The organism is Salmonella sp. SAL00672 (assembly GCF_046552175.1).
GTDB lineage: Bacteria > Pseudomonadota > Gammaproteobacteria > Enterobacterales > Enterobacteriaceae > Salmonella > Salmonella enterica.
The window spans coordinates 53635-67025 of the sequence record NZ_JBGDUQ010000005.1 but is presented as its reverse complement, the minus strand read 5'-3'; the positions used below and the strand labels follow the sequence as shown (position 1 = coordinate 67025).

Below are 13391 nucleotides of genomic sequence, written 5' to 3'. Positions count from 1 at the left end.
CTCAAGGTGTATCTAATCGTTTAGTATTAACTGGTTCTGAAAAGGCTTTGTCCACGCCTTTCATCAAGGGAGATAACAGGTATTCCATAATGCTGTGTTTTCCGGTAATTACACTGGCGTCAACAGTCATACCTGGTTTTAACCACCGTAAATCATCTTCATTAACATCGAATGCAATAATTACTTTATAATAACGCTGAATTGTTCCTCCGGTATTTTCCTCATAGGAATCAGGGCTAATATTATCGATAGTCGCATTATACGATTTTATCTTTGGTTGGATAATTGACTGTACATCCAGTTTAACGGCTTCATCTACATATATTTGGTCACGGTATTTGGGTAATATTTTCACATCGGCCAGCATAGTCCTTACTTTTGGTTTTATTTCAAAAAGTAAGTCCGCCGCCTGAATCACACCACCATGAGTAGTGGCACTTTTATTGATTTTATAAATTACACCGTCAACCGGTGAATAGATATCCTCCTCATTTATCTGCTTCTCTATTACTTTTAATGTAGAGTTAACAACCTCAAGTTCCTGAAGATTTTTAGATATTATTTTAGATAAAGATAGTCGCAATTCATTATTAAGCGCCTCAATATCATTAACAACCAACTCAATATCATCTTTTTTTAAAGTGATGCTACTTTCAATATCATTAATTTCAGACTTAACTTTTATATACGCCTGTTTCTTGTTAAGAAAATTGGTATATGGGCTAATTCCTTTTTTTACCAGTGGGGAAAGAATATTTATTTCTTCGGCAAGCAATGCGAGTTCTTTTTCTTTCGAACTCAGCTTCTCTTGTAATCCGCTAATCTCAGAATCAAGAGAGGTTTTTTTTAACTCTTTAGCTCTTATCTGACTATGCACTAATTCAATATTCGCTTTTACCTCTTTATTGCTTAAAGAACGGGTGCCATCCAGGGTAATCAACCCACTCTCATTTTCTTTATCAAGAATGAAAGATATTTCGTTAACATCTTTATCCAGATACCCTTTTTGAGTTCTATACCTTTGATATTCTTTTTGCAGATCAAGGTTAACGACCTTTGCAAGGAGTTCTCCTTTTTTTACAGTATCACCCTCGGCTACATAAATATCTTGTATCGTCCCTCCTTTAGAAAGAGATATTAACTGAGCATTATCTTTAGTAGTGATAACGCCCTGACCATGAACCACTGAATTAATTTCTATAAAGTAGGTAAGGATAATAATTAAGATCGTCAAAGAAATAATTATCATCATGAGATGATCGCTTTGTCTTCTATTCATTTCATTACATTTAACTCACTTTCAGTATTTCCTTTTAAATAATCCATTAAATGAAAAATCAATGAGAGTTGCTGTAGCTTTAAAATATACAGGCTATATTTGCTGTCGATCATGCTTACATATGCCTGAAATGCTTCATTACGGCTTGAAATTAAATCAAGCAAACTTTTTTGCCCTAACTGAAACTCCTGCTCATATAATTCAGTAAGCTGTAATGCGTTTGTATGTGAACGTTCCGCCACTGAGTAAGTCTCTTTTGCAGCGGCGTATCTTGAAAGTTGTGAATCAATGTTATAACGCGTTTTAATCAAAAAATCGTCAATTTGCAGCTTAGCCTGCGAGTAACTTGCCACCATTTTTCTTTCCTGGGCTGAATTTCTGAACCCATTAAAAATGTTGAAACTGACATTGATACCCGTTTTAAATTCATCTTCATAATCACTTTTTTTGGCACTACCGCTCGGGTTATTCTGTACATAGCTGGAAACAAGATCTACAGTCGGAAAATAGGATGATTTTGCGGCATTAATATCTTCGGTCGCGGCTTTTCGGGTATTGACAAGCATCTTATAGTCATCGTTGTATTTCATCACCATGTCCATAAGTTTTTCAGGGCTTTCGACAAAGATATATTTTTTGAAGAGGTTGAATTTTTCATCGCTTTGAATCTGAACTGGCGATAAATTCAGACCAGTCATATTCTGCATTTTATACATTTCATCATCCAACATCGACTGATACATAATGCTTCTGGTATTTAATGCATCGATAGATACTTGTACTTTACGCATATCAGATTGCATCGCTACACCGGAAGATACCAGCAACGAAAAAGTTTCCAGCATCTTTTTATAAAACTCTTTCTCCAGATTTACGCCATCAATCATTTCACGATATTTACTGATGTTGTAATAGGTTGTCACAACCTCCTGAGACACTATATTCTTTGTTTTTTCATAGTCAGTTTTACTATTATCTCTTTCATATTCAGATTTCCTGATATTAGCCCCCCTCACTCCAAAATCCGTTATTCGGTATGATAAAGACACCTTATTTTCAACGTTCCTCTCGGTACCTGATGACTCTTTCCTGTTATTATTAAGGCCAGATGTTAGATCTAGGGTAGGATAAAGTGCTGCCCGTGAAAGATCTAAGTCACTGTTTTTCTTTTCAGTCTCATAATATGAAACAGCAACAGAGGGCTGATGCGTTAATGCGGCATTAACTAAATCTCTTAGAGGAATGACCGGAAGCTCGCTGGCGTATGTGCTTTGTGTAATAAAAGCAGTCGTCAGAAAAAACATCTTAATCTTCATTTTTTTCCTCCTTGTTTAACAAACGTTGCTTTACTATTTCCTGATGCATAGATGTTATTTTTTCCATTAATGGCATATAGGTATCACGGTAGCTAACCATTTCAGCACTAATCTCTTTAGTATTGGCAATAATCTTTTTATCAGTAGCCGATAGATCGGATAGCGCTAAATGAACATTATTCATATCCTCATCCATTTCTTTTCTCAGCCCATCGAGAGTATGAGAAATATCGGCACTGCCAGCGGCAATATCGTTTATGGTCTTACCATGTGAAAGAGATTCCTGATAGCATTTATCAACTGATGCCATTATTGAATCATTCTTTTTGTCTATAATATTTTGTATTGTACTCATTGCCTCCAGTCGTGCATTATTATCAGCAAGCAGGGTATTACCTTCAGATAAACGAGAGGTAATTGTTATTACACCGTCAACTAATTTTTTGGTATTTTCGTTATTGCTTACCAGATAACCATCAATCAGCGTAGAAAGTTGCTCTAGTTTTGCTGAGTTATCCAATAGTCGGTTTTGCAAAGTGACAAAGCTATCTGATAGCATCTCTCGTTTCTTTTCTTCATCCTGCGTCCGTAAATTTTCAACTGACAGATAGTTATCAAAAAACGCTTTAAACAACTCTTTAAATTCTACAAGCGTCTCTGATTCAACCCGCAGGCTTCGTTGTTTATTATTGGATCTGTTGCTTATGATTTTTAATTTTTTGATTTCCGTAGAAACAAGGGAATAGGAGCTGCGAACAAAAACACTTTGTGAGGTCAGGAGTATGGCGCAAACAACACCATAGATAGAAGATACAAATGCGGTATTCATCCCTTTCAATGGTTCAGAAAGCGACGCTACCATTGTCACGATCATATTGAGTGTATTACTTGCATTATCACCGCCAACATCTGATGGCGAGCTCAATAAGTTCCCGATTGAACCAATCGTAATAGACAGACCCGCAAACGTCCCCAACAGGCCAACAAGCGTCGACACATTGCTACAGCTCATAATAAATGACAATCGTTGATTACGGGCGGTAGACACATTGTCATCTAATTCCATCAGCAAATTGAAATCACACTGTTTGGGTTCCCCGGCAAACAAAACCTGATTGAGGTTAGAAAGAATGCTATTTTTTCTACTGGCGTCCTGAGCTATTAATATGTCTTTTGCTGAAATATTTTTAAGAATAGTGAATAATGCACACAAAGAACCTGTAATATAAATGGCAATAATGACTCCATTGTAAATTGCAGAAACCATAAAGTTATCAAAAACATACTCTCTTATACCGGGAAAAGATAAAGCGAAAAAAGGGAGTATGGCAAGGAAAAAACAGACAAACAAATAGCGGTAATGATTTATATATTTCACTCTGACACCTTTTTATTAATAGTCGTGATAATAGCTTTACTCGTTGTACTTGATGCTGCGGAGTTAACACTCATGTCAATAACTACATCAGGATATATTTTCTTAATCTCTTTCATTAAAATAATTCCCCGTTCATATCCCAGTCGTAAAGAGTCAGAGAAAGAGATGTCTGCCTGAGGAATAACCATTTCTATCAATAAATTACTATTAGTTTTGTCTTCTAACCAAGCCTTTATTTTATGAGTATCCTCTTCTGAAAAGCTTCTCAGCCTGCCATGATACGTAATAACAAGCTCATTTTTTGTAGACGTTATATCAGTTTTCTGACCATCGGCGATATCGTATACTCCAACCTCCTTACCTGACATTGTAGTCATTCCGTCCGACACATCTTGAGTATTCACTTCCTTATTAACTATTTCATTAGGATTTGAATCGTCATTGGCTCCGCTATTTTGAGCAGTAGATTTAGTCTTATTCTCTATATTTGCTTTATAAACTTTAATTGAGTTGTCATACATAATAATCATATTATTAAGTGCAAACACCAACATAAGAAATATAAAAATGCACAATACCGTAGAGAATGTATCAACAAAACTAGGCCACGGATTACTTTCGTCTTCCATGTTGTCTCCTGATATTACATTGTGAATAAAATGTTTTTGTGGATTAGAAAGGATAAAGGATGCTCAACTTATTCAGAAAGTGAACGCTACCGCCCTTGGCTTCCTGCTACCAATACGCTTTATAGAGTTCAGTTTTCTTACATCTCGTAATCAGAAAAATAAAAACAACGACGCCATTTTTATGCGTCCACAACAAAGATGAGTGCTTTAATTAAAAACACTCTTCATTTTTTTAATTAGGTAGACATCAATTATTGCACTAACTATATCTTCCCCAATAATAGGTATCGCATAAGCTCTCAACTCATAAATAAAAAATAGTCATCAGCAAATTAAAACCACCCGCCGATAAATAGATTTGTTAGCTAATCATTGAAACTCTAAATCATTTTAAGGACATATTTCTTTTTAATACGCGTTATAACCATACGTATTTAATAAATTTGCCTCCAGAGGATAAAATTAATTTTCACAATTAAAACATAGGGTCATAGGGACTTCAATATAACTTAAATCATTAACAATATAATAAGTGGGGAGTAAAAAATCAGAATTGCGTAAAAACACACACAAATAAAACCATTTTTTATATAAAGCCAGCTATAAGTAACAACTTTATCTTCAGCAATTAAAAATAAAGCAAGATGCACATATCATATTTGAGCTCATCACAAGCTAAAGCAAACATTTAATTAACCATTGATAATACCGACCATTCTCTAACGTTATTTTATAATATCTTTTTGTTGTCAAAAAATGGCTATAAATTATATATTTTGCAGATGAGTTTTCTCTTTCATATTTAAGACAATCCGGGTTATTGCAGTACATTTATGAACTTCGGCTGGATAATGATGTGCCGAGGCGAGTCGGCCAGAGGCGATAAGCGACATTTTTCCGTGAGATATGCGCTTCTCTTTTTTGAAAGGGATACTAAGAGCCTATCCCATTAGGGCTATTTTACTTGCCATTTTGGTCCTGGGCAGTGCTCGCCAAAACGCGTTAGCGTTTTGAACGCCGCTTGCGGCGGCCCGAAGGGCGAGCGTAGCGAGTCAAACTTCACGTACTACGTGTACGCTCCGGTTTTTGCGCGCTGTCCGTGTCCAAACTGGCTGCGCCAATAACGCCTGGTGGGATAGGCCCTAAGACAATAATACCAGGTAAGAAAATGCCTGGTTTACACCAGGCATTTCAGCAGACGAGAACTATAGCGAAAATGCAAATAACGCTTTGAGTTTTTTACCAAAAATCAGAACGGAATGTCGTCGTCAAAATCCATTGGCGGTTCGTTAGACGGCGCTGGCGCGGATTGCTGTGGACGCGACTGCGCGCCGCCGCTGAACTGGTTGCCGCCCTGCGGCTGCTGAGGTTGTTGCGGTTGACCCCAACCCCCCTGCTGCTGACCGCCTGCCGGTGCACCGCCGCCCTGGCGACCACCCAGCATCTGCATCACGCCGCCGATCTGCGGAACGTTAATTTCAGTCGTATAGCGTTCCTGGCCACTCTGATCGGTCCACTTGCGGGTACGCAATTGACCTTCGATATACACCTGAGAACCTTTACGCAGATATTCGCCGGCCACTTCCGCCAGTTTGCCGAACATCACCACCCGGTGCCATTCAGTCTGCTCTTTCATTTCGCCGGTCTGCTTATCGCGCCAGGATTCAGAAGTAGCCAGCGTTAAGTTGGCGACAGCGCCGCCACTCGGCATATAGCGTACTTCCGGGTCCTGGCCCAGATTACCAACGAGAATCACCTTGTTTACGCCTCTGCTGGCCATAATTGAGTCTCCTGAATACGTTTCATAAATAGTGTAAACGCGTGAGTGTACCATTTCCACGTAGCATTTTAATAGCTGCGATGCAGGTTCCAGGTCACTCGCGCGAACCTCATATTGTTGCATACTTTAGCTGAAGATGCATTCCAATACTGTATATTCAAACAGGTTAAATTGTGTCATAATTAGCCGTTTCTGCCGTTTGTCCTTCAAACAAACCAGGCATCCGAGTCTCTACCGGGAAAGGTGAATGGATAAGATCGAAGTTCGGGGCGCCCGCACCCATAATCTCAAAAATATTAACCTCGTCATCCCCCGCGACAAACTGATTGTCGTGACCGGGCTTTCGGGTTCAGGCAAATCCTCACTGGCTTTCGACACTCTGTATGCCGAAGGGCAGCGTCGTTACGTTGAATCGCTCTCCGCTTACGCGCGGCAGTTTTTGTCGCTCATGGAAAAACCGGATGTCGACCATATTGAGGGGCTATCGCCCGCGATCTCAATTGAACAGAAATCGACATCTCACAACCCGCGCTCTACGGTGGGTACAATTACCGAGATCCACGACTACCTGCGCCTGCTGTTTGCCCGCGTGGGCGAGCCGCGTTGTCCGGATCATGACGTGCCGCTGGCGGCGCAAACCGTTAGTCAGATGGTCGATAACGTGCTGTCACAGCCGGAAGGCAAACGTCTGATGCTGCTGGCGCCGATTATTAAAGAGCGTAAAGGCGAACACACCAAAACGCTGGAAAATCTGGCAAGCCAGGGTTACATTCGCGCCCGTATTGACGGCGAAGTTTGCGATCTCTCCGATCCGCCGAAGCTGGAGCTGCAAAAGAAACATACCATTGAGGTGGTGATCGATCGCTTCAAAGTTCGCAACGATCTTTCCCAACGCCTGGCGGAGTCGTTCGAAACGGCGCTGGAATTATCCGGTGGCACGGCGGTTGTTGCCGATATGGACGATGAGAAAGCGGAGGAGCTTCTGTTCTCCGCCAATTTTGCCTGTCCGATTTGCGGCTACAGTATGCGCGAGCTGGAACCGCGTCTGTTCTCATTCAACAACCCGGCAGGCGCCTGCCCGACCTGTGACGGGCTCGGCGTTCAGCAATATTTCGATCCGGACCGCGTGATCCAGAATCCCGACCTGTCGCTGGCAGGCGGCGCGATTCGTGGTTGGGATCGTCGCAATTTTTACTACTTTCAAATGCTCAAGTCGCTGGCGGAACACTATAAGTTCGACGTAGATGCGCCGTGGGCAAGCCTCAGCGCCAACGTACATAAAGTCGTGCTGTACGGTTCCGGCAAAGAGAACATTGAATTTAAATATATGAACGATCGCGGCGATACCTCCGTGCGCCGCCATCCGTTCGAAGGCGTGCTGCATAATATGGAGCGCCGTTATAAAGAGACGGAATCCAGCGCGGTGCGCGAAGAGCTGGCGAAGTTCATCAGTAATCGCCCCTGCGCCAGCTGTGAAGGCACGCGACTGAATCGCGAAGCGCGCCATGTATTTGTGGAAAATACGCCGCTGCCTGCTATTTCCGATATGAGCATTGGCCATGCGATGGATTTTTTCACTAATCTCAAGCTTTCCGGGCAACGAGCGAAAATCGCCGAAAAAGTGCTAAAAGAGATCGGCGATCGCCTCAAGTTTCTGGTGAACGTCGGCCTGAACTATCTCACGCTCTCCCGCTCGGCAGAGACGCTTTCCGGCGGCGAAGCCCAGCGTATCCGTCTGGCGAGCCAGATAGGCGCCGGGTTAGTCGGCGTGATGTATGTGCTGGATGAGCCGTCCATCGGTCTGCACCAGCGCGATAACGAACGGCTGCTGGGTACGCTGATTCATCTGCGCAATCTTGGCAATACCGTGATTGTGGTGGAACACGATGAAGACGCCATTCGCGCCGCCGACCATGTGATTGATATTGGCCCCGGCGCGGGCGTTCACGGCGGCGAGGTGGTGGCGGAAGGCCCGCTGGAAGCCATTATGGCGGTACCGGAATCACTGACCGGCCAGTACATGAGCGGTAAACGCAAAATTGAAGTGCCGAAACAACGCGTGCCGGCAAATCCAGAAAAAGTGCTCAAACTCACCGGCGCGCGCGGCAACAACCTGAAAGATGTGACCCTTACGCTACCGGTAGGGCTGTTTACCTGTATCACCGGCGTCTCGGGTTCCGGTAAATCGACGCTGATTAACGACACGCTGTTCCCCATCGCCCAGCGTCAGTTAAACGGGGCGACTATCGCCGAACCGGCGCCGTATCGGGATATTCAGGGGCTGGAACATTTCGATAAAGTGATCGATATCGACCAGAGCCCAATCGGGCGTACCCCGCGTTCCAACCCGGCGACCTATACGGGCGTCTTTACCCCGGTTCGCGAGCTTTTTGCTGGCGTGCCGGAGTCTCGCTCTCGCGGCTACACGCCAGGGCGATTCAGCTTCAACGTGCGCGGCGGTCGCTGCGAAGCGTGCCAGGGCGATGGCGTCATTAAAGTCGAAATGCACTTTCTGCCGGATATTTACGTGCCGTGCGACCAGTGCAAAGGCAAGCGCTATAACCGGGAAACGCTGGAGATTAAGTACAAAGGCAAGACCATCCACGAAGTACTGGATATGACCATTGAAGAAGCGCGTGAGTTCTTTGATGCGGTTCCGGCGCTGGCGCGTAAGCTGCAGACGCTGATGGACGTGGGGCTGACCTATATCCGTCTTGGTCAGTCGGCGACAACGCTTTCCGGCGGCGAGGCCCAGCGCGTGAAGCTGGCGCGCGAACTGTCGAAGCGCGGCACCGGGCAGACGCTGTATATTCTCGACGAGCCAACCACCGGCCTGCACTTTGCCGATATTCAGCAGTTGCTTGACGTTCTGCATCAGTTGCGCGATCAGGGCAACACCATCGTGGTGATCGAACACAACCTGGACGTCATTAAAACGGCGGACTGGATTGTCGACCTCGGCCCGGAAGGCGGCAGCGGCGGCGGCGAAATTCTCGTCGCCGGTACGCCGGAAACCGTGGCGGAGTGCGAGGCGTCGCATACTGCCCGCTTCCTTAAACCTATGCTCAAATAACCTTCACGCCGCTTTCCGATTCGCCGGGAAGCGGCATCATTTTTCCTCATCCCACCTCATTGTATCCGTGTTGAGCATTTGTGATTTGCGTGACGCCTCACTCTGACATGTGATAGCGCAAACGGTCTGTTATGGAAAACACCATGAAGTTGCCCTACGCAATCACACTACTGCTGTGCCTGTTTTTATCCGCCTGTACGCTGCCTGACCGCTTTAGCGCCGTGGCTTTTCAACAACTAACGCTATTACAAGCGCGCTCAACCCGCTTCCTGCAGGACGCGGCGCGAATACCGTGGCAAAAAGAGACACTGCTCAAGGATGACCGCGATATCCGCCAAATATTTTTTCAGGCTGAGCGGGTCGCCCGTCAAGGTGGGGATAAACACCGACTCGATAATCTGGCGCTGCTGAAAAATCACTATTTGCGTCTTTATGCGCGGGTTATGCAACGTAAGCAACCACTTACTCACATCCAGGCAGAGAGATACCAACAGCAAAATAATCAGGTCTGGAAATTAGCTATACAGGGTGAGTGTCTGCATTGGGGCGCCCACTGCACTCAAGGAGATGAAAATGGCGTCTATTAACGAAATACATAACCTGATGACCACCGCCCGAGCCGAACACCCTGTAGTCTCTTCGGCGATTGCCGAGTTTATCCAGACGTATAAGCAGGCAAGAGAAGACAGCGACGACGGTATCCGCGAGTCCGCCGCGTTTATCGCCCGCGCGCTTCAGGAACATGCTCGCGGCTGGCTGGACGACGATGATATGATTATTCTGCTGGAAGGACAGCGGGACCTCGCCAGGCTACGCGCCAATAATGCGCAAATCGCCCTCGGCAGCCGTATCCGGTCTACGGTCATCCGCCTCATTGATATCGCCCTGGCGTTGTTGGTCGGCACGCTATAATCAGGACTGCGGCAACTGCTTGCGTTTATCTTCCGGCAGCGCATTTACCGCCTGTTGATAAGAGGCATCGACCAGATAATAGAGTTGTGAATCCGGCAGCGATCCGTCCAGATAGACCGTGCTCCAGTGCGCTTTATTAAGGTGCCGACTCGGTCGTACATCGCTGTGCTGCTGACGTAACAATTCTGCCAGTTCCGGGCTGGTTTTGAGAGAGGCTGCCGGGCGTCCTTCAACTTCTTTTACCATCGCGAAAAGTACATCTTCCACTTTAATTTGCGTCGCTTTCCAGTCGCTGTGGACGCTCTGCTCTGCGCCAGGTTTTGCCATGCAGTATTGCAGTAATTCCGAAATGGTCATTATCATTCCCCTTGTAGTGTCGCGATGATTTTACGTGGACCGCCGTGAATACGGTGCTCTCCCAACCAGATACCCTGCCATGTTCCTAACTGTAAACGCCCCTGACGTACAGGCAGCAGCAACGAGACGCCCAATACTGACGACTTAATATGCGAAGGCATGTCATCCGCGCCTTCGTAGTCATGTTCATACGCCGCATTATCGGGAACGGTTTTCAGGAAATGGCGCTCCATGTCAGCGCGCACGGTAGGATCGCAGTTTTCGTTTAACGTCAGCGAGGCCGAGGTGTGTAGCAACAACAGATGCAGCAAACCCGTTTCGACAGGCGGTAAGCCAGACAATTTATCGGTAATTTCATCTGTTATCAGATGAAACCCGCGCGGCTTCTCGCTCAGTGTAATGGTGCGCTGATACCACATAGGCTGCTCCTTCCTAAAAACAAACGTCTCCTGAATAGTGTGCAGCAAGTCTGGAAAAGGTAAAAGCCAGCGGGGCAAGTTTGTGCAAAAATCATGCAAAAAAGGAGAGCCTGTCGCTCTCCTGATTTTTAGTACTCCGAGTTGACAATGACTTCCTCGCCAAACGCTCCTGCCTGCGGCAGCGGTTTGTAGGTGGAGTTAGCCGCGCGCAGGATGCGAATACCGCGGATACCACAATCACGAGCTGCGGTAATATCGTTATCCGAATCGCCGTAGAAGATACGCATGTTCTTCTCCTGCAGCCACTGTACTTTCGTATTTTGTTCCGGTTTATCGCCGGCGAAAATCACCGGATTCATATTCGCCGCCGGAATATGGAAGTTATCCGCCAGTGTTTTCGACACGGTTTCCGTTTTCGTCTGACTACGACCAGTGACAAAGTAAATACTGTCGCCACGGCGAACATGCATATCAATGAGCTGTCGGGCCACTTCTTTTGGAATACTGAACTCATCCCAGCCGTTGTTCATTTTTTCCCAAAAGGCCGGATTTTTCAGATAATCGTCGCTGTCCGGGGAGTAGGTTTTCTTTCCGCGCCAGAATCCGGGGCTGGAAAATAACACGGTGTCGTCAATATCAAAGCCGACCGCCATCGGCGGGCGTCCGGTGAGGCTGTTTTCAATCTGGGCGACAGAGACCCAATGGACAGGCGCTTGTTCCGCGAGTTTTGCAACGTTAGTGCCCGGATTGAGCGTCGAAGGGGAAGATACTAACGCATTCGCGGAATGGTTTAGCGTAAACAACAAACAGACGGCACTCAGCGCCAGGGTTATTTTTTTCATGCTTTTCCCTTAAAATTCAAAACATTATAATTATTAAGATGAGTCTTTGCTCAAAAAACTATCTGACCATAACGCCAGTAACGGTCAAAAGGAAGGATTATCTGCGGTTTTGTTACGAAAAAAGAGGATGATCACAACAGCTATTGTCAGGCCGGAGAGCATTGTTATCGCCGTCCGGCCTGAATATTACATGACAGCGGCAAATGCCTTCGCCACGTGGTGTACATTTGAAGCATTAAGCCCGGCGACACACATGCGGCCACTGGCAATCAGGTAAACGCCAAACTCATCGCGCAACCGCTCGACCTGCTCCTCGCTTAACCCGGTATAGCTGAACATACCGCGCTGCTGTAACAAGTAATCAAAGTTGCGGTCAGGCATCTCCGCCTTCAGCTCCTTCACCAGCGTCTGGCGCATCGATATAATGCGGTTACGCATCGCGTCGACTTCCGCCAGCCAGCTCGCTTTTAACGCCTCATCGCCCAGGACCGTAGCAACCACCTGAGCGCCGAAACACGGCGGACTGGAGTAAATTCGGCGCACCGTCGCTTTTAGCTGTCCCAGAACCCGCGCGGCAATTTCAGCATCTTCACACACCACCGACAGGCCGCCGACGCGCTCGCCGTACAGCGAGAAAATCTTCGAAAAAGAATTACTGACTAACGCAGGTAACCCAGCGCTGGCAATGGCGCGAATAGCGTAAGCATCCTCGTCCATGCCTGCGCCAAACCCCTGATAGGCAATATCAAGGAACGGAATCAGATCGCGCGCTTTCACTATTTCAATCACCGCATCCCATTGCGAAGGCGTTAAATCCGCCCCGGTCGGGTTGTGACAACAGGGGTGCAGCAACACGATACTGCGCGCAGGTAACGTATTCAGCGTGGCCAGCAGATCGTTAAAACGGATGCCGTTAGTCGCGTCGTCATACCAGGGGTAAGTACTCACTTCGAATCCTGCCCCGGCAAATATCGCAATATGGTTTTCCCAGGTGGGGTCGCTCACCCATACGCCTGCGTCGGGGAAATAACGCTTCAGGAAATCCGCGCCTACTTTCAGCGCGCCGGAGCCGCCTAATGTCTGGATAGTGGCCACGCGCTGTTGCTGAAGAACCGGGTGATCGGCGCCAAAGAGCAAAGGCGCGATAGTATGGCGATAAGTATTGAGTCCTTCCATCGGCAGGTACAGCGAAGCGCCATGCGGCTGCGCGTTAAGCCGGGCTTCGGCTTCGGCCACCGTTTTAAGCTGTGGGATAATCCCGTCTTCGTTGTAATACAGGCCAATGCTCAGATTTACTTTGTCGTGACGGGAGTCGTCTTTAAAACGCTCCATCAGTGAAAGAATCGGATCGCCGGCATAGGCGTCAACTTTTTGAAACACGCGATGGTTCTCCAGGTTTACAGAGG

Annotated in this window: 12 protein-coding genes; 3 read left to right on the top strand and 9 right to left on the bottom strand. The window is 46.2% G+C overall.

What is annotated here, in order from left to right:
- Position 1 precedes the first annotated feature (1 nt).
- From siiD to ssb1, 5 genes are all read right to left on the bottom strand, one after another.
- The gene (siiD, locus tag ACLJTG_RS14480) at positions 2-1279 is read right to left on the bottom strand and encodes an SPI-4 type I secretion system protein SiiD (RefSeq protein WP_001081935.1); all 1278 of its coding nucleotides are present in this window, start codon (positions 1277-1279) and stop codon (positions 2-4) included.
- On the bottom strand, positions 1276-2595 hold the full coding sequence (gene siiC, locus ACLJTG_RS14475; protein ID WP_001541306.1) for an SPI-4 type I secretion system protein SiiC: 1320 nt from the start codon (positions 2593-2595) through the stop codon (positions 1276-1278). The genes siiD and siiC overlap by 4 nt, the downstream gene beginning before the upstream one ends.
- Entirely contained in the window at positions 2585-3973 is a 1389-nt protein-coding gene (locus ACLJTG_RS14470; protein ID WP_000875179.1) for a MotA/TolQ/ExbB proton channel family protein, read from the bottom strand. The genes siiC and ACLJTG_RS14470 overlap by 11 nt, the downstream gene beginning before the upstream one ends.
- On the bottom strand, positions 3970-4602 hold the full coding sequence (gene siiA, locus ACLJTG_RS14465) for an SPI-4 type I secretion system auxiliary protein SiiA (protein ID WP_000389232.1): 633 nt from the start codon (positions 4600-4602) through the stop codon (positions 3970-3972). The genes ACLJTG_RS14470 and siiA overlap by 4 nt, the downstream gene beginning before the upstream one ends.
- Before the next feature lie 1249 nt (positions 4603-5851).
- On the bottom strand, positions 5852-6382 hold the full coding sequence (gene ssb1 / locus ACLJTG_RS14460; RefSeq protein ID WP_000168322.1) for a single-stranded DNA-binding protein SSB1: 531 nt from the start codon (positions 6380-6382) through the stop codon (positions 5852-5854).
- A gap of 247 nt (positions 6383-6629) precedes the next feature.
- On the opposite strand from ssb1, the gene uvrA reads away from it, so the two are divergent.
- From uvrA to ACLJTG_RS14445, 3 genes are all read left to right on the top strand, one after another.
- Positions 6630-9455 (top strand): excinuclease ABC subunit UvrA, encoded by a 2826-nt coding sequence (gene uvrA / locus ACLJTG_RS14455; protein ID WP_000357724.1) that lies wholly within the window; start codon positions 6630-6632, stop codon positions 9453-9455.
- 131 nt (positions 9456-9586) lie between these two features.
- Positions 9587-10042, top strand: a complete 456-nt coding sequence (locus ACLJTG_RS14450) for a hypothetical protein (RefSeq protein WP_023893379.1) — start codon at positions 9587-9589, stop codon at positions 10040-10042.
- Entirely contained in the window at positions 10029-10367 is a 339-nt protein-coding gene (locus ACLJTG_RS14445) for a hypothetical protein (protein WP_197399978.1), read from the top strand. The genes ACLJTG_RS14450 and ACLJTG_RS14445 overlap by 14 nt, the downstream gene beginning before the upstream one ends.
- Here the strand turns inward: ACLJTG_RS14445 and ACLJTG_RS14440 are convergent, their stop codons facing one another.
- The 4 genes from ACLJTG_RS14440 to tyrB form a co-directional block, all read right to left on the bottom strand.
- Positions 10368-10724, bottom strand: a complete 357-nt coding sequence (locus ACLJTG_RS14440) for an MmcQ/YjbR family DNA-binding protein (protein WP_000155665.1) — start codon at positions 10722-10724, stop codon at positions 10368-10370.
- 2 nt (positions 10725-10726) lie between these two features.
- Positions 10727-11143 (bottom strand): secondary thiamine-phosphate synthase enzyme YjbQ, encoded by a 417-nt coding sequence (locus tag ACLJTG_RS14435; RefSeq protein ID WP_000270393.1) that lies wholly within the window; start codon positions 11141-11143, stop codon positions 10727-10729.
- A gap of 128 nt (positions 11144-11271) precedes the next feature.
- Complete coding sequence (gene aphA / locus ACLJTG_RS14430) at positions 11272-11985, bottom strand: acid phosphatase AphA (protein WP_000724435.1); 714 nt, start codon at positions 11983-11985, stop codon at positions 11272-11274.
- Positions 11986-12171: 186 nt separating this feature from the next.
- Entirely contained in the window at positions 12172-13365 is a 1194-nt protein-coding gene (gene tyrB, locus ACLJTG_RS14425) for an aromatic amino acid transaminase (RefSeq protein WP_198898395.1), read from the bottom strand.
- Between the last annotated feature and the right edge of the window lie 26 nt (positions 13366-13391).

Coding starts and splice junctions, on each gene's coding strand:
- ssb1 (WP_000168322.1), bottom strand. CDS start 6,382: ATGGCCAGCAGAGGCGTAAACAAGGTGATTCTCGTTGGTAATCTGGGC.
- ACLJTG_RS14445 (WP_197399978.1), top strand. CDS start 10,029: ATGGCGTCTATTAACGAAATACATAACCTGATGACCACCGCCCGAGCC.
- ACLJTG_RS14440 (WP_000155665.1), bottom strand. CDS start 10,724: ATGACCATTTCGGAATTACTGCAATACTGCATGGCAAAACCTGGCGCA.
- aphA (WP_000724435.1), bottom strand. CDS start 11,985: ATGAAAAAAATAACCCTGGCGCTGAGTGCCGTCTGTTTGTTGTTTACG.
- siiC (WP_001541306.1), bottom strand. CDS start 2,595: ATGAAGATTAAGATGTTTTTTCTGACGACTGCTTTTATTACACAAAGC.
- siiD (WP_001081935.1), bottom strand. CDS start 1,279: ATGAATAGAAGACAAAGCGATCATCTCATGATGATAATTATTTCTTTG.
- uvrA (WP_000357724.1), top strand. CDS start 6,630: ATGGATAAGATCGAAGTTCGGGGCGCCCGCACCCATAATCTCAAAAAT.
- ACLJTG_RS14435 (WP_000270393.1), bottom strand. CDS start 11,143: ATGTGGTATCAGCGCACCATTACACTGAGCGAGAAGCCGCGCGGGTTT.
- ACLJTG_RS14450 (WP_023893379.1), top strand. CDS start 9,587: ATGGAAAACACCATGAAGTTGCCCTACGCAATCACACTACTGCTGTGC.
- siiA (WP_000389232.1), bottom strand. CDS start 4,602: ATGGAAGACGAAAGTAATCCGTGGCCTAGTTTTGTTGATACATTCTCT.